This is a genomic window from Nocardia sp. CA-290969 (genome assembly GCF_050936135.1).
Taxonomy (GTDB): Bacteria; Actinomycetota; Actinomycetes; order Mycobacteriales; family Mycobacteriaceae; genus Nocardia.
The window spans coordinates 5,339,030-5,358,899 of record NZ_JBNJNJ010000001.1 but is presented as its reverse complement, the minus strand read 5'-3'; the positions used below and the strand labels follow the sequence as shown (position 1 = coordinate 5,358,899).

Annotated in this window: 19 protein-coding genes; 8 read left to right on the top strand and 11 right to left on the bottom strand. The window is 68.7% G+C overall.

The features are described from left to right. Positions 1 to 47: 47 nt before the first annotated feature. The 8 genes from ACQEVO_RS24565 to ACQEVO_RS24530 form a co-directional block, all read right to left on the bottom strand. Positions 48 to 677, bottom strand: a complete 630-nt coding sequence (locus tag ACQEVO_RS24565; RefSeq protein WP_432917457.1) for an alpha/beta fold hydrolase — start codon at positions 675 to 677, stop codon at positions 48 to 50. Beyond that, positions 674 to 1,375 carry a biuret amidohydrolase gene (gene biuH, locus ACQEVO_RS24560; RefSeq protein ID WP_432917454.1) on the bottom strand — a complete coding sequence of 234 codons (702 nt, stop codon included), beginning with the start codon at positions 1,373 to 1,375 and terminating at the stop codon, positions 674 to 676. Before biuH ends, ACQEVO_RS24565 begins: the two co-directional genes overlap by 4 nt. Further along, positions 1,372 to 2,685 carry a cytosine permease gene (locus ACQEVO_RS24555; RefSeq protein WP_432917451.1) on the bottom strand — a complete coding sequence of 438 codons (1,314 nt, stop codon included), beginning with the start codon at positions 2,683 to 2,685 and terminating at the stop codon, positions 1,372 to 1,374. Before ACQEVO_RS24555 ends, biuH begins: the two co-directional genes overlap by 4 nt. Continuing rightward, positions 2,682 to 3,740, bottom strand: a complete 1,059-nt coding sequence (locus tag ACQEVO_RS24550) for a ring-opening amidohydrolase (RefSeq protein ID WP_432917448.1) — start codon at positions 3,738 to 3,740, stop codon at positions 2,682 to 2,684. Before ACQEVO_RS24550 ends, ACQEVO_RS24555 begins: the two co-directional genes overlap by 4 nt. Next, complete coding sequence (locus ACQEVO_RS24545; protein WP_432917445.1) at positions 3,737 to 5,068, bottom strand: nucleobase:cation symporter-2 family protein; 1,332 nt, start codon at positions 5,066 to 5,068, stop codon at positions 3,737 to 3,739. The genes ACQEVO_RS24550 and ACQEVO_RS24545 overlap by 4 nt, the downstream gene beginning before the upstream one ends. Before the next feature lie 311 nt (positions 5,069 to 5,379). Next, complete coding sequence (locus tag ACQEVO_RS24540; RefSeq protein WP_432917442.1) at positions 5,380 to 6,045, bottom strand: GntR family transcriptional regulator; 666 nt, start codon at positions 6,043 to 6,045, stop codon at positions 5,380 to 5,382. A gap of 171 nt (positions 6,046 to 6,216) precedes the next feature. After that, positions 6,217 to 7,083, bottom strand: coding sequence for an RNA polymerase sigma factor (locus ACQEVO_RS24535; protein WP_432917439.1), 867 nt, complete (start codon positions 7,081 to 7,083; stop codon positions 6,217 to 6,219). A gap of 47 nt (positions 7,084 to 7,130) precedes the next feature. Then, the gene (locus ACQEVO_RS24530; protein ID WP_432917437.1) at positions 7,131 to 8,132 is read right to left on the bottom strand and encodes a haloalkane dehalogenase; all 1,002 of its coding nucleotides are present in this window, start codon (positions 8,130 to 8,132) and stop codon (positions 7,131 to 7,133) included. A 228-nt stretch (positions 8,133 to 8,360) separates the two neighbouring features. Here ACQEVO_RS24530 and ACQEVO_RS24525 point away from each other — a divergent pair, with 228 nt between their 5' ends. The 3 genes from ACQEVO_RS24525 (at position 8,361) to ACQEVO_RS24515 (ending at position 10,664) form a co-directional block, all read left to right on the top strand. After that, complete coding sequence (locus ACQEVO_RS24525) at positions 8,361 to 8,813, top strand: SRPBCC domain-containing protein (protein WP_432917433.1); 453 nt, start codon at positions 8,361 to 8,363, stop codon at positions 8,811 to 8,813. Further along, entirely contained in the window at positions 8,810 to 9,148 is a 339-nt protein-coding gene (locus tag ACQEVO_RS24520) for an ArsR/SmtB family transcription factor (RefSeq protein WP_432917430.1), read from the top strand. Before ACQEVO_RS24525 ends, ACQEVO_RS24520 begins: the two co-directional genes overlap by 4 nt. Before the next feature lie 310 nt (positions 9,149 to 9,458). Continuing rightward, entirely contained in the window at positions 9,459 to 10,664 is a 1,206-nt protein-coding gene (locus tag ACQEVO_RS24515) for an esterase/lipase family protein (protein WP_432917428.1), read from the top strand. A gap of 146 nt (positions 10,665 to 10,810) precedes the next feature. Here ACQEVO_RS24515 and ACQEVO_RS24510 read toward each other — a convergent pair whose 3' ends face one another. Both ACQEVO_RS24510 and ACQEVO_RS24505 read right to left on the bottom strand, forming a co-directional pair. Beyond that, entirely contained in the window at positions 10,811 to 10,933 is a 123-nt protein-coding gene (locus ACQEVO_RS24510; protein WP_432917425.1) for a hypothetical protein, read from the bottom strand. A gap of 46 nt (positions 10,934 to 10,979) precedes the next feature. Beyond that, the gene (locus tag ACQEVO_RS24505) at positions 10,980 to 12,125 is read right to left on the bottom strand and encodes an LLM class flavin-dependent oxidoreductase (RefSeq protein WP_432917422.1); all 1,146 of its coding nucleotides are present in this window, start codon (positions 12,123 to 12,125) and stop codon (positions 10,980 to 10,982) included. A 335-nt stretch (positions 12,126 to 12,460) separates the two neighbouring features. Here ACQEVO_RS24505 and ACQEVO_RS24500 point away from each other — a divergent pair, with 335 nt between their 5' ends. Next, positions 12,461 to 13,678, top strand: coding sequence for an acyl-CoA dehydrogenase family protein (locus ACQEVO_RS24500; protein ID WP_432917419.1), 1,218 nt, complete (start codon positions 12,461 to 12,463; stop codon positions 13,676 to 13,678). Next, positions 13,675 to 15,105: an LLM class flavin-dependent oxidoreductase gene (locus ACQEVO_RS24495; RefSeq protein WP_432917416.1), complete on the top strand. Its 1,431-nt coding sequence runs from the start codon at positions 13,675 to 13,677 to the stop codon at positions 15,103 to 15,105. The genes ACQEVO_RS24500 and ACQEVO_RS24495 overlap by 4 nt, the downstream gene beginning before the upstream one ends. A gap of 165 nt (positions 15,106 to 15,270) precedes the next feature. On the opposite strand, the gene ACQEVO_RS24490 is transcribed toward ACQEVO_RS24495, so the two are convergent. Then, positions 15,271 to 15,762 carry a GAF domain-containing protein gene (locus tag ACQEVO_RS24490; RefSeq protein WP_432917413.1) on the bottom strand — a complete coding sequence of 164 codons (492 nt, stop codon included), beginning with the start codon at positions 15,760 to 15,762 and terminating at the stop codon, positions 15,271 to 15,273. Positions 15,763 to 15,913: 151 nt separating this feature from the next. Between ACQEVO_RS24490 and ACQEVO_RS24485 the strand changes: the two genes are divergently transcribed. The 3 genes from ACQEVO_RS24485 to ACQEVO_RS24475 all read left to right on the top strand — a co-directional run bounded on the left by ACQEVO_RS24485 (position 15,914) and on the right by ACQEVO_RS24475 (position 19,852). Then, positions 15,914 to 17,284 carry a styrene monooxygenase/indole monooxygenase family protein gene (locus tag ACQEVO_RS24485; RefSeq protein WP_432917410.1) on the top strand — a complete coding sequence of 457 codons (1,371 nt, stop codon included), beginning with the start codon at positions 15,914 to 15,916 and terminating at the stop codon, positions 17,282 to 17,284. 238 nt (positions 17,285 to 17,522) lie between these two features. Further along, positions 17,523 to 18,641, top strand: a complete 1,119-nt coding sequence (gene sfnG, locus ACQEVO_RS24480) for a dimethylsulfone monooxygenase SfnG (RefSeq protein WP_432917407.1) — start codon at positions 17,523 to 17,525, stop codon at positions 18,639 to 18,641. After that, positions 18,638 to 19,852 (top strand): SfnB family sulfur acquisition oxidoreductase, encoded by a 1,215-nt coding sequence (locus tag ACQEVO_RS24475; protein WP_432917404.1) that lies wholly within the window; start codon positions 18,638 to 18,640, stop codon positions 19,850 to 19,852. The genes sfnG and ACQEVO_RS24475 overlap by 4 nt, the downstream gene beginning before the upstream one ends. The last annotated feature ends 18 nt before the right edge of the window (positions 19,853 to 19,870 follow it).

Genomic DNA, 19,870 nt, shown 5'->3' with positions numbered 1-19,870 from the left:
ACCGCTCTCCAGGTGGCCGGCTGTGAGACGTGGAATGGGCATGCCTGTTACGACACCTGTGTCCGGGCCCCGGCAATCTTGCCGAGCAGCAGTAAATGGTCCTCGAGGTGGACCGCGTGACCAACTCCTGGAAGGACTTGCGATTCGGTTCCGAGGGCGTCGGCGAGAGTGTGGACCGATCGGTGCCGCTGGGGGGAGGACCTCTGGCCGACGGTCAATGTGATCCGGTGTGCCAGTGGACCGATCGGCCGCGGTTCGAAGGCGCGGAACATCGCCAGTTCACCGGCGACCGTTTCCCGGGAGGCAGTAGTGAGGTCCGGCGTCCAGGCGGGACCGTAGAGGGCGTGCCCGAACCCGGACACCCCGTCGCGCCGGAATGCCGCGGCGACTTCGTCGAGTAATCCGGGTGCCAGTGAACCGGCGGCCGGTTCGTGCAGTAGGGCACCGGTGAACTCCACACCGCGGGCAGCCAACTCCAATCCCAGGGTCGCCCCGCCGCTGACCCCGACCACGAACGCCCCCTCGCACAGCGGTGCGAGGGCGGCGATTTCGGTGTCCATATCACCGGATTGGGGCCGGTCGGGGCAGTGGACGTCGACGGACGGGCCGAGTGCGGCGACTGTTTGCGCCCACACCCGGCTGTCCGTGGCGACCCCGTGGATCAGTACGACCCTCATGCGGTGACGGTCTGCTTTCCGAGCGCGGCGAGCAGTTGGTCTGAGGTGGCGACCGCGCCGAAGATCCCGCCCTGCATGGTGACCATGCTCAGCGCGGCCTCGTGATGCTTCTTCTCGGTGGCGCCGGTGCAGTCGGAGAGCACCAGGCATTCGTAGCCGCGGTCGTTGGCTTCGCGCATGGTGGTGTGCACGCAGACATCGGTGGTGATACCGGTGAGAACGAGGTGGGTGATACCGGCGCTGCGCAGCAGCAGGTCGAGGTCGGTGGCGTAGAAGGCGCCCTTGCCCGGTTTGTCGACGATCGGCTCGCCGGGAATCGGGGCGACCTCGGGCACGATCTCCCAGCCCGGTTCGCCGCGCACCAGGATGCGCCCGCACGGGCCGACACTGCCGATTTCGGCGCCGACCTGCGCGGACCGCCAGCGCTTGTTCGCGGGCAGGTCGGACAGGTCGGGGCGGTGGCCTTCGCGGGTGTGGACGACGGTGAGGCCGAGCTCGCGGGCCGCGGCCAGAACGCGGGCGGTGGGTTCGAGGCCGGCGCGGGTGAGCGCCAGGTCGTAGCCCATCTGGTCGACGTAGCCGCCGGGGCCGCAGAAATCGGTTTGCCAGTCGATCAGCAGCAACGCGGTGCGGGCCGGGTCGATCGGGCCGTCGAAGGGCCAGGTGTAGGGGGTGGCGTCCACGGTGGTGGGGGTCATGCGGTGATCTCCTTGGTGCGTCGCGCGGTGCGGGTCGCGCAGAGGGTGAGGACGAGGGCGGCAGCCACGAAACCGATCACGGCGTCGGACAGCCAGGGGGCGAACTCATGGGTGATCAGGGCGGCGACGGCGCCGCCGGCCCAGGCGGTGAAGGCGGGCCAGTACCAGCGTGCACGGCGTTGCGTGGCGCCCAGCCCGAAGCGGGGGAGGATCAGCTGGTCGAGGATGACGACCGCCCCGATCGGCGGCACGATCACGCCCAGCAGGTTGAGCCATTGCTCGAAATACGACCAGATCCCGGCCACCGCGAGCACCACCCCGACCGCGCCGAGGATCAGGGTGAGTCGCCGCATCTTGCCACCGGACAGCTGGCTCCAGCCGACCGCGCCGTTGTACAGGCAGTGCGCGCACACCGAGCCGAGATTGATGAATACGAACGCCACGGCCAGCGGTACCAGCAGCCCGCCGTGATCCACCAGCAGGCCCAGGAAATTCCCGCCGTCGGCCGCGGGATCGGTGCTGCCGCCGAGCGCCACCACCAGGCCGCCGATCACCAGCGCGATCGAATTGCCCACGGGGAACGCCGATGCCGCGGCGAGGAAGGCCTCGCGGCCGTTGCGCGACCAGCGGGTGAAATCGGCGGTCATGGTGCCGGAATCGACGAACGAGGCGATCACCAGCGTCACCGCGGCGCCGAAACTCATGGCCGCCGCGCCCGCACCGCCCTGGTAGGAGGTGGGTGACCCGCCGCTGTCGGCGACGGCGAGCCCGATCGCGACCAGCCCGAGCACCACGTAGACCGGGGCGGCGACCATTCCGATCGCCGAAAGCGCCCGGATCCCCAGCAAGGTGACCCCGATGAACGCGATGCCCGCGGCGAGCGCGGTGAACTGTTCGTGCCAGCCGAGGGTGTCGTGCAGGATCGCGCCCGCCATACCGGTCTGGAAGGCGAACCAGCCGATCACGATGGTCGCCAGGAAGGCCGACGGCAGGAACGCACCCGCCTTGCCGAAACTTTCGGCGGCGGTGAGCGCGAAGTTCTTACCGGTGCGCCCGGCGATCACGCTGAGCCCGCCGACGTAGAGCATCATGCAGATATTGCCGACCGCGATGGCGAGCAGACCGAGCCAGAAGCCGAGCGAGTACACGATCAGCCCGCCGAAGATGGCGCAGGTCAGCACCATCGGGAAACCGAACCACACTGCGGACACCGAGCCGAGGCCACGGCGGCGGTCGGCGGGCACCGGGCGGTCTTCGAATTCGTCTATCTCCCAGTTGCTCTCGGCTTCGGTCAGGGTTGTGGTGGTCATGACGCGTCGTTCCGTTCGGGGCTGGGGAGTTCGTAGATCACGGTGATGCTGCCGCCGCCCGGCGGACCCTGATGTTCGGCGCCACCCGAGACGTACACCGCGCCGTCGCCCTTGAGCGCGGCCAGCAGCCCGCCGACGGCGGCGCGGGCGTGGCGGGTGGCGTTGATATCGGAGTCGGTGAGCATGGTGTGGCGCAGTCCGCGTACGGAACCGGTGGGGTCGGCCTCGGCCTTGGCGAAGATCTGCCGCACCGTGCCGCCCTCGGCAGCCACCCGGGACAGCAGCTGCTGGACCGAAGCGAGGTCGATGGCGTCGGCCATCCGGCCGTGTACCGCGCGCAACGGGTTCGCGGCGGTGGGGCTTTCGGCGACCACCAGGATGTGGCAGTCGTCGAGTTCGGCACCGGCGCTGGCCGAAGCGCGGGCCGACCATACGTCGGTTTCCCCGGCGAGCGCGCGCAGCGCGGTCTCCCGGTCGCATTCGCCCAGCGCGACGGCGATTCCCAGCGCGCTCGCCGCCCGGGAGTGGCCCATCGAGGCGTAGGTATCGGTCGCGACGGGTACCTGCCCGGCGGCCTGCACCGCGGCGATGGTGTCGGAGGTGAGCAGCGGGCATTTCACCAGCACCAGGTGCACATCGCCAGGGGTGACGCCCAGTTCGGCCAGCAGCTTCCCGACCGTATCGGTGACGGTGTCCACCTGGGCGGCCCGCCCGATCTCGGCGGGTTCGAGGGCGCGGCTGCGCCGGGCCGCCGCGACCAACCCTCGATCGAACCCGGCATGGTGGGTGTCGTCGCGGACGAAGAGGTTCACATGCGGGCTCAGTACCCCCTCGGTGCCACCGGAGAACACGGTGACCGCGGCCGCCGGGATCCGCGGCTCCCATACCGCGGCGGCCAGGCCGCGACTGAAATCGTTGACGCAGCCGTTGCCCTCGGTCTTACCGATCACCGAGACGAGATCCTCGGCGCTGTAACCGGATTCACGGAGAGCTTCGAAGGGCTGGGTGTCGCCGGGGTCGGCGGTGGGCACGGTGAGCAGGGCGATACCGGTCATGCGGCGCTCTCCTTCGGGGTCCGGGTCGGGGTGAGATGGTTGAACAGGAGGTTCAGAACGAATGCCACGATGACGGTGCTGGTGATCGCGCCCCCGGCGATGATCCGCACCGACGACGGCAGCCCCTCGTACACCTCGGGCGCGACCACCGGGATCATCCCGATCCCCATGGCCAGCGAGACCACGAGCAGGTTGTCGTTACGGCTGTAATCCACCCGCGCCAGCGTCGCGATCCCGACACCCGCGACCGTCGCGAACATGACCAGGCTCACCGAGCCGATCACCGGCCCCGGCAGATTGGCAACCACCTCGCCCATCTTCGGCACCAGCCCCAACGCCACCAGCAACCCGCCGGCCACGGCGACCGCGCCGCGGCTCGCGACCCCGGTCATCCGCACCAGGCTCACGTTCTGCGCGAAGATCGTGTCCGGGAACGAGGTCAGGAACCCGGCCAGCACGGCGGAAGCGCCGTCGGCACTCAATCCACGGGCCAGTTGCTTCTGATCCAGCGGGTGGCCGAGGTTATCGGCGGTGGCCATCAGATAGGCGGTGGATTCGGTGAAGATCACCAGCATCACCAGGCACATCGAGATGATTCCGGCGATGGGGAAGGTCGGGGTGCCGAAGAGGAACGGGTTCGGCAACCCGAACCAGTCGGCGCTGCCCACGGCACTGAAATCGGTGAGCGAGCACGCGGCCGCGGCGAGGGTGCCCAGTACCAGTGCGATCAGTACCGCCGACTGGGCGATCAGGCCCCGGCCGTAGCGCATCAGCGCGATGATCGTCACGACCACGCCCGCCGCCAGCGCCAGGGGAGCGCCACCCGCGGGTTCGCCGCCGAAGGTCATGGACACGGCCTTGCCGATCAGCGACAGCCCGATCATGGTGACCGCCGCGCCCCGCACCATCGGCGGGAAGAACCGCACCAGCTTGGAGAACGGGACCGCGACCAGTACACCGAAGATCCCGGCCGCGATCATCGCGCCGTACACCGCGGACAGCCCGTACTCCTCGCCGATCAGGATCATCGGCGTCACCGCGGTGAAGGACGCCCCCGCCACCACCGGCATCCGCGCCCCCAGCAGCTTCCCGATACCGAGGGCCTGCACGAGGGTGATGACACCGGCGACCAGCAGGTCCGCGTTCACGAGGGTCGCGATGGTGGAGGTGTCCAGCCCGAGCGCGGCGCCGAACACCAGCGGCACCGCGACACAGCCGGTGTACATGACGAGCACATGCTGGATACCGAAAAGCGCTGTGCGCCAGAGGGGGAGCGAGGGGGGTGAGTTCAGCGGCGGCGACTGGGTCGGGGCGGTGTCGGTGGACATGAGACCTGGCCTAGGGCAGAAGAAATAAGCAACACCAGAAGTTGTATACAAACAACGTTTCCGCGATGTTGCTCAACGTTCCAACGCCGTGAACTATGCAAGTGGCCCGGTCTATGGCGAAATTCTTGTATACAACCCTTGGTGGGCTGACTCGTTGCGAGCAGGAATCACTCGGCGCCCGGGCAGGCGCAGACACCGCCGGGCCCCGCTCGACGTCGTGGATCCGTCACAGGGTCCTCTGCCGCGACACCAGGGCAGAGCTGTGTCGTGCGAGCGAGGCCAGGGTTCCGCACTGGTCTCGATCCGAGGAATCAATCCGCCGAGCTGTCGGCATCCAGGTCGTCGAGCAGGCGTTCGTCCCGGGCGATGTGCTCGTCCATCAGGTATCCCGCTTGTATCGGGGATCCGTTGAGGATCGCTTGGGCGATCGCGGCGTGATCACTCCACGACACCCTGGTCCTGGTATCCAGCCGCTGGCCGAATATCCACGACACCCGCTCCAGGATCTGCTCCAGCATGACCTGTAGTTGCTGATTTCCGGACGCCTCCGCCACCAGCATGTGGAACCGCAACGTCAAGGAAGGCAGCTCGTCGTGGTCGTGCGCGATATCCACCGACCGCCCCAGCTCCACCACCCGCGCCAGCTCCCCGGCCACCGCCCCACCCCGATTTCCCGCTGCCAGCTGCGCCGCCAGCACCTCCAGTCCCCGCCGGATCTGTACCAGCTCCCGCGCCGCCGACCCGGACGGAGCGGAAACGGTCGCCCCGCGATAACGAACGAGCGTGACGAACCCCTCGCTCTGCAACTGCGACAGGGCCTCGCGCACCGGAATCCGCGACACTCCGAACCGCTCGGCGAGGTCGACTTCCCGCAGTCGATCCCCGGGCGACAGCCGTCCGGCGAGAATATCCTCGCGAAGCGCATCCGCGACCGCCGCGCGAGGCGCGGTCCGGCCGGTGTCCTGCGAAGCGGTCACCCCGTGAGGGTAATCGGTATCGCCCCAACGATTTGATTCCGGAGTAGCGGCACAGCGACCCGGCCGTTCGTTTGCGGCGGGTCGGCGTGAAATGGGCATACTCGTGTACCGGCCGAGTAGCTCGACACCGGTGTTCCGGCGGATGATGTCGATTCGGGGTTTGTGCGCCGGTTACTCGGTCCGGTCGGCGAGTAGGGGAAACCGGCCGGATTTCAGGAGGACGGCGACGGCGTTCCGCTTGGCGCCGGGGAGTGCGTAGTCCGGGTGGGCTTGGAAAATCGCCGCGGCGTCGTGGAGTGCGATCATCTGGCGCTCGGCGGTTGCGGCGCCGGGGCTGACGGGGTGGGTGGCCAGTTCCGGCCGCTGCGGGTTGATCCGGCCGGTCGATACCGCGTATTCGATTCGGCGCGTGCACCGGCACCGGGCTTGTTCGGACACGAGGCCGCAGGCCGAGGTGAGGAAGGTGCGCAGGCGTTTCCTGGCCCGTTCCAGGCGTTTGCGGTGGGCGGTGGGGGTGATGTCCAGGATCCAGGCGGCCTCGGCGGATCCGATACCGAATACGTCGTCGAGGACGAACGCGACCCGTTCCTCGCGGGTCAGGCATTGGAGCATGGCCTGGCTGCATTGGAGACGGACCTCGGTGGCGAGCAGTTCCGCGTCGGGGCCCGGGTGGTCGGCGGCCAAACCCTCGGCCAGCTTGTCGCCGAAGGCGTCGAGGCTCAGGTGCGCCGCCTCCTGGGGTGAGCGCCGGCGCTGGTTGAGGAGATGGTTGACCCCGATGCGGTAGGCCCAGGTGAGCAGTTTCGCCTCGCCGCGCCACATGGCCAGCCGGGTGAAGACGCGTAGGAGGATCTCCTGGGTGGCGTCCTCCGCGTCGGCGGGGCGGCCGGTCATCCGGAGGGCCAGCCGGTAGATCGGATCCTGGAGGTCGCGCAGGATCCGGGCCACCGCGTCGGGGTTGCCGGCGACGGCTTCCGCGACGAGCGCGACCTCGCCCGGGTCCGGTGAGCCGGGTGAGGTCGGCGCCGCATGGGTCATCGGTTCATCATCGGCCGATGGCAGTGCGGGGGCAATGGATGTCACCGTCAGCGGTCTCCGGTGAGGTTGTGCCGCCGCAGCCAGTCGGCGATCGCGGTGCCGATCTCCTCGGGCCGGTCTTCGGCGGCATGGTGCCCGGCCGCGCCGCAGGCGACGACTTCGAGTGTGGCGATGTGGTTTTCGCACCAGCCGGCCATCGCTTCGTCGATGAGCAGGGTGGGGGAGCCTTCGAAGGTCAGCAGCAGCTTCGGTGTGCCGGTGCTGCTCGCCAGCCACCGGTCGTAGGCTTCGATACGGGCCACGAGTTCGGCCGGTTCACCGCCGAGCGGCATCTGCCGCGCCCACGCCAGCACCGGCCGGCGGCTTTCGGGGGTCGGGAAAGGCGCGAGATAGGCCTGGAGATCCGCCTCGCCGACCGGCTCGAGCACGCCCCCGGTGAATGCCTGGCGAATGAAAAGATCCTGGTCGAGCACCATTTCTTCGCCGATACCGGGGGTTCGGATCGATTCGGACCGTTTGCGTGCCTGCGGGGAGAGGTCCTCCCATTTCATCGGTTTGATGATGCTCTCGAAGACGGCGAGGCCGAGCAGACGCTCAGGGTGGCGGGCGGCCCAATCGCAGGCGAGCGCGCCGCCCCAGTCGTGGCCGACCAGGACGACGCGGTCGAGGCCGAGGGTGTCGAACCAGGCGTCGAGGTATTGGGCGTGCTCGGCGAAGCTGTAGCCGATATCGGGTTTGCCCGATGCGCCCATGCCGATGAGGTCCGGCGCCAGCAGGCGTCCGGCGGGCATATGGGGCAGGATATTGCGCCACATATGCGACGAGCTCGGGTTGCCGTGCAGGAAGACGAGCGGAGTGCCGGAGCCGATGTCGAGGTAGGACATCTCCGAGTCGAGAACTGTTGCGGTGGTCATGGTTCGGTCCTTCTTGTCGATCGACACACATCCGGAGGAGACGAGCGCGATCCCCGCGGCGGCACCTCGGAGCAGTACGCGTCGAGATACCGGCCGGTGGGGGTGGAAGGTGTCCAGGTTCTGGTGCCGGCGCATCTCGATTCCTTCTCGCCCGGTGTTCGGTGGGCGGGTGTTGATTGCTGGTACACCTCTTTCGACACCGGAATCCGGCCGTCGTGACAACGAAGGGTTTGTGATCTGGGACACGGCGATTTCGTTCGGGTCACCCTGGCGGCAGCGGGCCGGTTAAGCAACTAAAGGTTGCGCATTGCCGGTTCGGCGGCTAGCGTCATACGCAACCAACGGTTGCCTATCTGGAGGTGGATGATGGAATTCGGGAAACTGGAACGCGAGATTCGTATCGATGCGGCGCCCGAGATCGTGTTCGAAGTGGTGAGCAGGCCCGAGCATATGAAGATGTGGTGGCCCGACGACGCGACGTTCGAGGCGGTGCCGGGCTCGGTCGGCACACTGGTCTGGGACGAGCACGGCGGGGCGGAAACGATCAAGGTGGTCGAGGTGGACCCGCCGCGCCGGTTCGTGTTCCGGTGGGTCGCGCCGGACGGTGCGGTGCCCGCGGATGACAATTCGCTACTGGTCACTTTCGAGCTCGAACCCGCCGGCGACGGCACGATCCTGCATCTGACCGAGAGCGGCTGGCGGGAGAAGGGCTGGGAAGCCGCCGTGCTCGAGCAGGCGTTCCACGAGCACGAGCACGGCTGGGACCTGTACCTGCCCAAGCTGCGCGACTACGCGGGGTCCGTGGTGCTGCGATGAACGTCGCCGTCGACGACGAACTGTGGTCGGCGATCGGGGACCCGAACCGGCGCCGGCTGCTCGATCTGCTGCTCGCCGAAGGGCCCGGTACGCCGACCGGGCTCAGCGAGCGGCTGCCGATCTCGCGGCAGGCGGTCACCAAACACCTGACGGTTCTCGATCGTGCCGGTCTGGTACACGCGACGCCGATGGGCCGCGAGCGGCGCTACGAGGTAGACGAGGCGCAGCTGGCCCGGGCGGTCCGGCAGCTGACCGAAGTCGGCCGGACCTGGGATTCGCGCCTGACCCGTATCAAGCGCATCGCGGAAGAAATCCAGCGTCAGCGCCGCGAGTAATTCTTCTGTGCTGCGTCCCATTTCCCTTTCTGCGGAGTAGTGAAAAGTAACGGGGATCTTTGTGCGTCCGAAAGGCACAGGCGTATATACAGATTTCGGCAGGGGCCGGTGATGTCGAGCCGGCCCTTTCCGGAGAAAGTCTGTGCGGCACCCCGAGTGCGGGGGGATCGAATCGTGAAATCCACGGACTGTCCCGGCGGCCGCCGAAATGGCGGCGGATCGGTTCTAGCGTCATCGGCTGTCATCAGGTGTGGCGAATGGGTTCACCACTGCGGGAACCGGACCGCGCCTGTGCGCAGAAAGGTAACTGATGAAGCGAACAACCATCCGCGGATCGCTGCGTACCACTGTGGTGGCAGGCGCCGCGATTCTCGCGCTGGGGTTGCCCGGCGTGGGCGTGAACGCCCAGCCTGCCGCCGCGCCGACCGAGCAGCAGCTGGCCGATGTGATCGCCGGGGGACTGCAGGATCCGGCGGCGAAGCCGATCGTCGATTCGGGCAGCGCGACGGGATCGGCGTGCAATTCGGGCAGCGGTACCGGATCGGGTAACGGGTCCGGTGACTGCTACGGCGGTTCCGGGTCGAGTTCCGGCCTGTCGGGCGGGTTCTCGTCGGACACCGTGGGGTACGGGCCGCCGGCCACCGCGTTCCTGGCGGCATTCGGGCACGGTCTGCTGAATCCCGATGTGGCGCCGCCGGGCACGAACGATTGGAGCTGTAAGCCCACGGCGCAGCATCCGGAACCCGTGGTGCTGATCCACGGCACCTGGGAGAACGCCTACGACAATTTCGCTTTCATCTCCCAGCCGATCCACGACGCCGGCCATTGTGTTTTCACGTTCAACTACGGCCGCTCCAATTTCATCCAGGGTGGCGGGGTCGGCCCGGTGCTGCCCGGCCGCAACGGCACCGGCTACATCGAGGATTCGGCGAAGCAGATCGCGGTGTTCGTGGACCGGGTGCTGGCGGCCACCGGTGCGCAGAAGGTGAATATCGTCGGCCATTCCCAGGGTGGCGCGGTATCGCGGCAGTACATGAAATTCGAAGGTGGCGCCCCGAAGGTGAACCACCTGATGACCTTCGGTGCGACGAACCACGGAACCACGCTGCTCGGGATCGGCGCGCTGGGCCGGGCGATCAACAACCTCGGTATCGACGTGCTCGGCCTGGTCGAGATCTTCGTGGGTCATTCCGGTATCCAGCAGACGGTCGGGTCGAATTTCATCAACAACCTGAACGCCGGTGGTGACACGCTGCCGGGCGTGAACTACACGATCGTCGGCAGCCGCTACGACGAGATCACGACCCCCTTCGATTCGACCTTCCTCACCCCCGGACCGGGTGCGACCGTTCGTAACATCACGATCCAGGACGGGTGCGAACAGGACCTGTCCGACCACCTGACGATGATGTACTCGCCGCGGGTGCTGTCGATCATCCTGAACACCCTGGATCCCGCGCAGCCGCTGGTATGCACCTTCAACCCGTGGCTGGTCGGTGGGGGCGGCAAGCTCTGACCGGCTACGGCCGCCTCCCGCACGGGAGGTCGGCCGGGCAGGGCCCGAAGCCGGTTCGGCAGCAGATTCCGCCGGGCCACTTCGGGCCGGTTCGCTGTCCGGAGCAATACGCGCCTCGGCCTCAAAAGGCCGGGCGCTCACCGGCCCTACGGGGTGACGGGTGCGGTGGTTTCGAAGAGGTTCAGCTTGTGGGTGGCGACCGGCGGTGGGAACACCGCGCGCACGAGCTTCATGCCGGCCCGGTAGCGCCGGGGCCACGTCCGTGCCACGGAGGGTAGCGGGGAGCTACGTCGAGCGGGTGGCGCCGGGTCGGTTTCAGCTGGTGGAGGCCGTGGCGAACGGTGTGCCCACGGGGGCGGTCGCCCGGTCGACCGCGCGGCGCCACACACCGCGCTTCTCCAGGATCGGCAGCACCCCTTCACCGAACCAGTACGCCTCCTCGACGTGCGGATAGCCGGAGAGGATGAAATGGGTGATACCGAGGCGGGAGTACTCGATCAGCCGCTCGGCGACTTCCTCGTGCGAGCCGACGAGAGCGGTACCCGCGCCGCCGCGGACCAGGCCGACACCCGCCCACAGGTTGGGGGCGATCTCCAGCCGGTCGGTGCTGCCGCCGTGCAGTTCGCGCATCCGGCGCTGGCCCTCGGATTCGCTGGCGGCCAGATTGTTCTGCACCCGTTCGATATCGGCGGGATCGATACCCTGCAGCAGGCGGTCGGCCTCGGCCCACGCGGCCTCGGAGGTGTCGCGGGTGATCACGTGCAGGCGGATACCGAAATCGAGCGTGCGGTCCCGCTCGGCGGCCAGGCCGCGGATCCAGTCCAGTTTCTGGCCGACAGCGAGAAGAGGCTCACCCCAGGTCAGATAAGTATCGGCGTACTGGGCGGCGACCGAGCCCGCCGGGCCGGAGGAACCGCCGAAGAAGATCGGCGGCAGCGGGTCGGGACGGTTGTTCAGTAGTGCGTCCTGCACCCGCAGATGCTTGCCCTCGAAGGTGAAGGGTTCGCGCGACTCCCACAGTGCCCGCACGATGTGCAGGAATTCGCCGGTGCGTTCGTAGCGCTGCTCCTTGTCCAGGAAATCGCCGAACGCGCGCTGTTCGTGCGGTTCGCCGCCGGTCACCACGTTCAGCAGCAGCCGGCCGCGGGAATGGCGCTGGAAGGTACCTGCCATCTGCGCGGCGAGGGTCGGGCTCACCAGACCGGGCCGGAACGCCACCAGGAACTTCAGGGTTTCGGTGGTTTCCACCAGCATGGCGGTGGCCAGCCAGGCGTCCTCGCACCAGGCGCCGGTGGGGGTGAGTACCGCTTCGAAGCCGTTCTCCTCGGCCGCGCCCGCGATCTGGTTCAGGTAGCGCAGCGAGGCGGGCCGGTCGCCGGACATGGCGGTGCCGTGACCCCCGGCGATCAGACCGCGCGAATCTCCGTAGGTGGGCAGGAACCAGTGGAACGACAGGCTCATTCGGCAATCCTTCACGGGGTCGAGGGCGGACGTGTCGTGGGCCCGAACCTGCCGAGCGCCGGCGTATGCGGCCGCGGAACGGCTTCGGTGAGCGGACCGATCGTCGATTCTGACCGTCCCGCACCCGCCGGTCACCGGTTCTGCTCGCCGGGATTCTTACCGGCCCGGTAGTCCGGCCCGGCTGATCGGGACCGTCCGCTCCTGGGTTTCGCGCGCACCGTTCGACCCGGTGGCCCGCGGATCACGCCGCCGGCCGGAGTGCGAGGTGGGCGGCCGTTTCGATCCGGCTGCGCCAAACGGGTGAGTATTTCCGCGCGATCGGTGATCGTGAGCCGATGACCTCCACCGCACCGAAACCTGTTTCCGATGCCGAGCTGGACACGCTGTTCGCGCCGGTCTACGCCGAGATCGCGGCGGGCGCGGTCGATCGTGAAATCGACCGCCGGCTCGCTCATGACGAAATCCGCCGGCTGCGCGAGGCGCGCTTCGGCGCCCTGCGGGTGCCGGTCGAATTCGGCGGGTTCGGGGTGAGCGTGCGGCAGCTGTTCCGGCAGCTGATCGAACTCGCCGCCGCCGAATCCAACCTGCCGCAGGCGCTGCGCGTGCATTTCGTCTTCGTCGAGGATCAGCTGCTGGCCGAGCCCGGGCCCGCGCGCGAGCACTGGTTGCGGGCGGCGGCGCAGGGGACGCTGGTCGGGAACGCGATCACCGAACCGGGCACCGGCGCGGTGGACCGGTATCAGACCCGCCTGACCCCGTCCGGTGACGGCTGGCTGCTCAACGGCACCAAGTACTACAGCACCGGCTCGCTGTACGCCGACCACATCCTGGTCGCCGCGGACCGTGCCGGTGAACGGGTGGGTGTACTGGTCGACGCCGACGCCGACGGTGTGCGTCAGCACGACGACTGGGACGGATTCGGGCAGCGGCTCACCGCCAGCGGCACCACCGAGTTCACCGATGTCGCGGTACCGGCGGATCGGGTGCTCGGCCCGGGATACGGGGTCGCCGGGCCCACCTATTCGACGTCCTACCTGCAGCTGGTGCAGCTCGCCGTGCTCGCGGGCATCGCGCAGCGCGCGGAACGCGACACCCGGGAGTGGGTCGCCGGCCGCCGCCGCGGCTACACCCATTCCGCCGCGGACCTGCCCCGGCACGACCCGCTGGTCCAGCAGGTGATCGGCCGGCTCTCGGCCGCCGCGTTCGGCGCCCGCGCCAGTGTCCTCGCGGTCGCCGATGTGCTCGACGAGGTGCTGGCTCGCGGGGCGAGCGCGGAGAGCGATCTGATCGACGCCGAGCTGGCCGCGGCGCACGCGCAGCTCGGCGTGATCGATACGGTGCTGGCGGCCACCACCCAGTTGTTCGAGGTCGGCGGCGCCTCCATCGTGTCGGAGGGCCTGCGCCTGGACCGGCATTGGCGTAACGCCCGCACCATCTCGGTGCACAACCCGGCCATCCAGAAGGCGCGCGCCATCGGCGACCACCTGCTCAACGGCACCCCGCTCCCGTTCGCCTGGAGCGCGGGCGAGCGCACCACGGGAGCGGCCCGATGACCCGCCGGATCCGTTTCAACGCCTTCGATATGAACTGCGTGGCGCACCAGTCGCCGGGACTGTGGCGCCACCCCGCGGACCGATCGCACCGGTACAAGGAATTGGGCTACTGGACCGAACTGGCGACCCTGCTCGAACGCGGCCGGTTCGACGGCCTGTTCATCGCCGATGTCCTCGGCACCTACGACGTCTACGGCGGCAACGACCGCGCCGCCCTGCGCCAGGGTGCGCAGATCCCGGTGGCCGATCCGCTGCTGCTGGTGTCGGCCATGGCCGCCGTGACCGAGCATCTCGGATTCGGGATCACCACCGGCACCGGTTTCGAACATCCCTATCCATTCGCGCGGCGGCTGTCCACGCTGGACCATCTGACGGGTGGACGGGTCGGCTGGAACGTCGTCACCGGGTACCTGCCCTCGGCCGCCCGCAATTTCGGCGCCGATGATCAACTCGATCACGACGACCGCTACGACCAGGCCGACGAATACCTGGAGGTTCTGTACAAGCTGTGGGAGGGGTCCTGGGAGGACGACGCGGTGGTCCGCGACCCCGTGCGCAATATCTACGTGGACCCGGCGAAGGTGCACCATATCGGCCACGCGGGAAAACATTTCACCGTCCCCGGTGTGCACCTCTCCGAACCGTCGCCGCAGCGCACGCCGGTGATCTATCAGGCGGGCGCCTCACCGCGCGGGGTGCGGTTCGCGGCGGAGAACGCCGAAGCCATCTTCGTCGCCGCGCCGTCCAAGCGGGTGCTCGCGCAGACGGTGGCGAATATCCGCGACGCGCTCGCGGCCGCCGGGCGGGACCGGTACGCGGCACGGATCTACGCCCTGGCGACCATCGTCACCGACGCCACCGACGAGGCCGCCCGGCGTAAGCACGAGGAGTACCTGTCCTACGCCAGCGTCGAGGGCGGTCTGGTGTTCATGTCGGGCTGGATGGGGATCGACCTGTCCCGCTACGACCTCGACGCCCCGATCGGCGAGGTCGAGAGCAACGCGATCCGGTCCGCGGTCGCCGCCTTCCAGGAATTCGACGACGACGGCCGAGAGTGGACGGTACGCGATATCGGCCGGTGGGCCGGGATCGGCGGGATCGGCCCGGTGTTCGCCGGGTCGGGGGAGACGGTGGCCGACCGGCTGCAGGAATGGGTCGCGGATACGGATGTGGACGGCTTCAATCTCGCCTACGCGGTGACGCCAGGGACGTTCGAGGACATCGTCCGGTATGTGATTCCGGTGCTCACCGAACGCGGCGCCTACCCGGCCGAGTATGTGCCGGGGACCTTGCGCAACGCGTTGTTCGAGCGCGGTGACCGGCTGCCGCCCGAGCATCGGGGCGCCCGCTACCGGCTCGGCGCGCCCGGGTCGACGGTGCTGCCGGACGAGGTGGCGCGCGGTGCGGCCGAGGAACTCGCCCGGTAGCGGCCGCGGTGGGGATGGCCGGACGCGAAGCCGGGCAGAGTCGAGCCGGCCGGGGCGCGGGCGGCCGACGCACTCGTCCGGTTGCCGAACGACGAGGTCGAGCCGGCGTCTGGGTCGGCCGCCGCGGAATGTGCCGAAGCCGCGGGGGCGATCGCGAATCGGAGTTCAGGACGTGGTCAGGGAGTCGACGAAGACCTCGGCGACGGCCTCGATACCCCGGCGGTCGATATCGTCGAACCGTGCGGGCCGGGGGCTGTCGAGGTCGAGGACGCCGATCAGCTCGCCGGCGCGGACCAGCGGGACCACGATTTCCGATCGGCTGTCGGCGTCGCAGGCGATATGCCCCGGGAAGTCGTGGACATCGGGAACCAGTTGGGTGCGGCGGGTGTGTGCGGCGGTACCGCACACACCCGTCCCGATGGCGATCCGCACACAGGCCGGTTTGCCCTGGAAGGGCCCGACCACGAGTTCGTGACCGTCGTGGAAATAGAACCCGGCCCAGTTCACCTCCGGTAGCGAGTGGTAGAGCAGGGCGCTGAGGTTGGCGGCGTTGGCGATCCGGTCGGATTCGCCGGCCACCAGCGCCGCGGCCTGTTCGGTGAGCTGCAGGTAGCGGTCGGTGCGGTCGCCGGTCAACGGGACGAGATCGAACGTCATGGCAGGAGATGGTAGACCCGGGCGTCCGGGCCGCCCCGGCTGCCGGGGGCGAGTCGGTATGCGAAAAATACAGTACCCCAGTAGTTTTCGGTATCGACTCGCGGTGAGTGAAACCCTGCATCCGAGCGCGCGCGACCGCGACCATTGCGCCATGACAAACACCTCCACCCGTACAGCAGCCGTGATCGGCGCGGGGCAGACCGGCGTCACCGCGGCGCTCGGCCTGCTCGACGCCGGATTCGTGGTCACCCTCTACAGCGAACGCGACCAGCGCGGGTTGCGGGATTCCGTACCCGCCACCGGCACCGCGCTCATCTTCGGTGAGGCCCAGGCCGCCGAGGAAGCGCTCGGCCTGCCCACCTACCTCGACCGGGCGCCCCTGCACAGTGGACTCACCGTCCGGATCGCGGGCGGCGGCGACGAGCTCATCGCCTTCGACGGCGCCTTCGACGGTTTCCACGGGCTCGCCGTCGACACCCGGCTCAAGGCCGACGAACGGCTCACCACATTCCTGGAACGCGGTGGCCGCTTCGTCGTCGATTCCGTCACCCCCGAACGTCTCGACCCGATCGCCGCCGACAACGACCTCACTCTCGTCGCCACCGGCCGCGGCGGCCTGTCCCAGCTGTTCCCGATCGACGAAACCCGCACCGTCTACGACGCCCCGCAGCGCAGCCTGCTCACCGTCACGGTCACCGGCCTCGGCCACGACGAATCGGTGTTCGCGCACCGCAGCCCGGCCGGCGGCGGCCGCAGCGGATTCTCCATCATCAGCGAACAAGGTGAAGGCTGGTGGGGACCGTATCTGCACAAGGACGTGGGTCCGAGCTGGGCGTTCCTCGGCTGGGCGAAACCGGGCAGCGATTGGGAGAAGCGTTTCGCCGCCGCGGATTCGGCGGAATCGGCGCACCGGATCGTCACCGAGCTCTACCGCGACTACATCGACTGGGATCTGCCCGAAGTGCTCGCCACGAAGGTGATCGCCGAGGATCCGCATTCGTGGCTGAAGGGCGCGGTGCGGCCGCTGTTCCGGGTCGGGGTGGGGCATACGGCGGGCGGTCATCCGGTGGCGGCGCTGGGGGATACCGCCGTCGCCTACGACCCCATCGCCGGGCAGGGCGCCCAGTCCGGGCTCATCCAGGCGCAGCGGCTGGTCGCCGCGGCCGCCGGCCACGAAGGCCCGTTCGACGAAGCGTGGATCACCGCGCAATACGAGGCGTTCCTGGCGGCCCGCGCCGAGGACGCGGCCAAGGTCACCCGGCTGTTCCTCGGTGACCCCGAATTCGCCGAGATCGGCGGCCAGTTCTTCAGCGCCGCCGCCGTGGACCCCCGGTTCGCCTCCGCCGTTGTGAGCACACTGCACCGCCCGCAATCGGTCCACGGGGTGAACTCGGTCGCCGACGCGCACGAGCTCATCGCGCAGGTCACCGGTGAGGACGCGGCCGAAGTCCTGGGCCGCTTCCAGCCGGCCGGGCGCTTCAGCCGGTCGCAGTACCGGGCCGCGGCCTCCACCACGGCCTGATCGGACCGCGCTGCTCGCCGATACCCGGCCGGACACCGGCCGGGTATCGGTGCCGGCCCCCTTCCGAGATGTGATCGCGCGGATTCAAAACCTCGTCCCGCTCGAACCGCGCTGGTGAACTGGGTGCGCGCCGGGCGCCCCCATCACCGCGTCCGGCGCCCGACGATCGACGGCCGGCAGCGGGAGCAGCGATAGTGCGATACCTCCGCGGATCGCATGGACCAGTCCGAGGGAGCTCATGAGTACCGAGAAGATCACCGACCAGATCCGGTTCGCCTACTGGGTGCCCAACGTCAGTGGCGGTCTGGTGACCAGCGATATCGAACAGCGCACCAGCTGGGATTTCGAATACAACAAGAAACTCGCGCAGACCGCCGAACGTAACGGGTTCGACTACGCGCTCTCCCAGGTGCGCTACACCGCCTCCTACGGTGCGGAATACCAGCACGAATCCACGTCGTTCAGCCTGGCGCTGCTGGGTGCCACGGAGCGGCTGAAGGTGATCGCGGCGGTGCACCCTGGTTTGTGGCATCCGGCGGTGCTGGCGAAATTCGGCGCCACGGCCGACCACCTGTCCGGCGGCCGGTTCGCCATCAATGTGGTGTCGGGCTGGTTCGCGGGCGAATTCACTGCCCTCGGCGAGCCGTGGCTCGAACACGACGAGCGGTACCGGCGCAGCGCCGAATTCCTCGAGGTGATCCGCAAGATCTGGACCGAGGACAATGTGAACTACGGCGGTGACTTCTACCGGATCCGCGATTTCACCCTCAAACCGAAACCCCTCAACACGCCGGAACGGCCGAATCCCGAACTGTTCCAAGGCGGTAACTCCACCGCCGCCCGGCGCAACGGCGGGCGCTTCGCCGACTGGTACTTCTCCAACGGGAAAGATTTCGACGGAGTCACCGAACAGCTCGACGATCTGCGTGCGGTCGCCCGGGCCGCCGATCGCGAGGTGAAATTCGGATTGAACGGGTTCATCATCGCCCGCGATACCGAGAAGGAAGCCAAGGACACCTTGCGCGAGATCATCGCCAAGGCGAACAAGCCCGCGGTCGAGGGTTTCCGCGACGCCGTGCAGCAGGCCGGCGCATCCACCAGCGATCGGAAGGGGATGTGGGCGGATTCCTCGTTCGAGGATCTCGTCCAGTACAACGACGGTTTCCGGACCCAGCTCATCGGCACCCCGGAACAGATCGCCGAACGGATCGTCGCCTATCGCGAACTCGGTGTCGACCTCATTCTCGGCGGCTTCCTGCATTTCCAGGAAGAAATCGAATACTTCGGCGCCAAGGTGCTACCGCTGGTGCGGGAACTGGAGGCGGCGCGGCGTCCGGCCGCGGCGGCGAGCCGGTGACCGCCGTCGCCGCCGCGCGGATCGGTTCGGCCGAGCAGGCCCGCGCCGTCGCCGGCGAGCTCGCGGCCGAATTCGCCGCCGGTGCCGCACGCCGCGACGCGGAACGCGAACTACCGTTCCCCGAGATCCGCAAGCTCGCGGCGAGCGGCCTGCTGGCCGTCACCGTCCCCGCCGCGCTCGGCGGCGCGGATCTGCCGCCGAGCGAACTCGCCGAGATCGTGCGGCTGCTGGCCACCGCCGACCCCAATATCGCGCAGATCCCGCACAGCCACTTCGTCTACGTGAACCTGCTGAAACTGGCCGGCACCGAGGAGCAGCAACGCCGCTACCTGACCGCGGTCCTCGACGGCGCGCAGATCGCCAACGCCCAGTCCGAGCGCGGCGGGGCGACGGTCGCCGATATCGCCACCACGGTCAGCCCGATCGAAGCCGGGCAGCGATTCCGCATCGACGGGGTGAAGTACTACTGCACCGGCTCCCTGTTCGCGGATATCCTCGCCGTGCTCACCAGGCTCGACGACCCCACCGGCAGAACCGGCCTGCCACCCGGCCAGTACGTGGCCTTCCTGCCCGCCGACTCGCCGGGAGTCCGGATCGTCGACGACTGGAACGGTCTCGGGCAGCGCACCACCGGCAGCGGGACGGTGGTGTTCGAGGGTGTCGCGGTGGAACGCGATCAACTCGTCGCCCGCAGCGCCGCAGTCGACGCCCCCACCGGCTACGGCGCCGCCGCGCAACTGCTGCACGCCGCGATCGACGCCGGTATCGCCCGCGGCGCACTCACCGCGGCCACCGATTTCGTGCGGGACAAGAGCCGCCCCTGGTTCGAGGCTCAGGTATCCCGCGCGATCGACGACCCGCTGGTGATCCAGCGCTTCGGTGAACTCGCCGTCACCCTCGCGGCCGCCGAATCCACCCTGCGCACCGCCGGGACCGCCGTGGACGCCGCACTGGAGTCGCCGGAACGCGCCGCCGACGCCTCGATCGCGGTCGCCACCGCGAAAATCCTGGCCGACCGCGCCGCCACCGAGATCTCCAGTGCCCTGTTCGAAGTGAGCGGAACCCGCAGCGCCGCAGCAGAACTCAACCTCGGCCACTTCTGGCGCAACGCCCGCACCCACACCCTGCACGACCCGGTCCGCTGGAAATACCAGCACATCGGCCGCACCCTGCTCCATGGCACACCACCGCCGCTGCACGGAGTGATCTGAGCGCGCAACGTCCCGGCA

What these genes read in the sequence shown, in the direction of transcription:
- ACQEVO_RS24565 (WP_432917457.1), bottom strand. Translation starts at nt 677, where the DNA reads ATGAGGGTCGTACTGATCCACGGGGTCGCCACGGACAGCCGGGTGTGG.
- biuH (WP_432917454.1), bottom strand. Translation starts at nt 1,375, where the DNA reads ATGACCCCCACCACCGTGGACGCCACCCCCTACACCTGGCCCTTCGAC.
- ACQEVO_RS24555 (WP_432917451.1), bottom strand. Translation starts at nt 2,685, where the DNA reads ATGACCACCACAACCCTGACCGAAGCCGAGAGCAACTGGGAGATAGAC.
- ACQEVO_RS24550 (WP_432917448.1), bottom strand. Translation starts at nt 3,740, where the DNA reads ATGACCGGTATCGCCCTGCTCACCGTGCCCACCGCCGACCCCGGCGAC.
- ACQEVO_RS24545 (WP_432917445.1), bottom strand. Translation starts at nt 5,068, where the DNA reads ATGTCCACCGACACCGCCCCGACCCAGTCGCCGCCGCTGAACTCACCC.
- ACQEVO_RS24535 (WP_432917439.1), bottom strand. Translation starts at nt 7,083, where the DNA reads ATGACCCATGCGGCGCCGACCTCACCCGGCTCACCGGACCCGGGCGAG.
- ACQEVO_RS24530 (WP_432917437.1), bottom strand. Translation starts at nt 8,132, where the DNA reads ATGCGCCGGCACCAGAACCTGGACACCTTCCACCCCCACCGGCCGGTA.
- ACQEVO_RS24525 (WP_432917433.1), top strand. Translation starts at nt 8,361, where the DNA reads ATGATGGAATTCGGGAAACTGGAACGCGAGATTCGTATCGATGCGGCG.
- ACQEVO_RS24520 (WP_432917430.1), top strand. Translation starts at nt 8,810, where the DNA reads ATGAACGTCGCCGTCGACGACGAACTGTGGTCGGCGATCGGGGACCCG.
- ACQEVO_RS24515 (WP_432917428.1), top strand. Translation starts at nt 9,459, where the DNA reads ATGAAGCGAACAACCATCCGCGGATCGCTGCGTACCACTGTGGTGGCA.
- ACQEVO_RS24505 (WP_432917422.1), bottom strand. Translation starts at nt 12,125, where the DNA reads ATGAGCCTGTCGTTCCACTGGTTCCTGCCCACCTACGGAGATTCGCGC.
- ACQEVO_RS24500 (WP_432917419.1), top strand. Translation starts at nt 12,461, where the DNA reads ATGACCTCCACCGCACCGAAACCTGTTTCCGATGCCGAGCTGGACACG.
- ACQEVO_RS24495 (WP_432917416.1), top strand. Translation starts at nt 13,675, where the DNA reads ATGACCCGCCGGATCCGTTTCAACGCCTTCGATATGAACTGCGTGGCG.
- ACQEVO_RS24490 (WP_432917413.1), bottom strand. Translation starts at nt 15,762, where the DNA reads ATGACGTTCGATCTCGTCCCGTTGACCGGCGACCGCACCGACCGCTAC.
- ACQEVO_RS24485 (WP_432917410.1), top strand. Translation starts at nt 15,914, where the DNA reads ATGACAAACACCTCCACCCGTACAGCAGCCGTGATCGGCGCGGGGCAG.
- sfnG (WP_432917407.1), top strand. Translation starts at nt 17,523, where the DNA reads ATGAGTACCGAGAAGATCACCGACCAGATCCGGTTCGCCTACTGGGTG.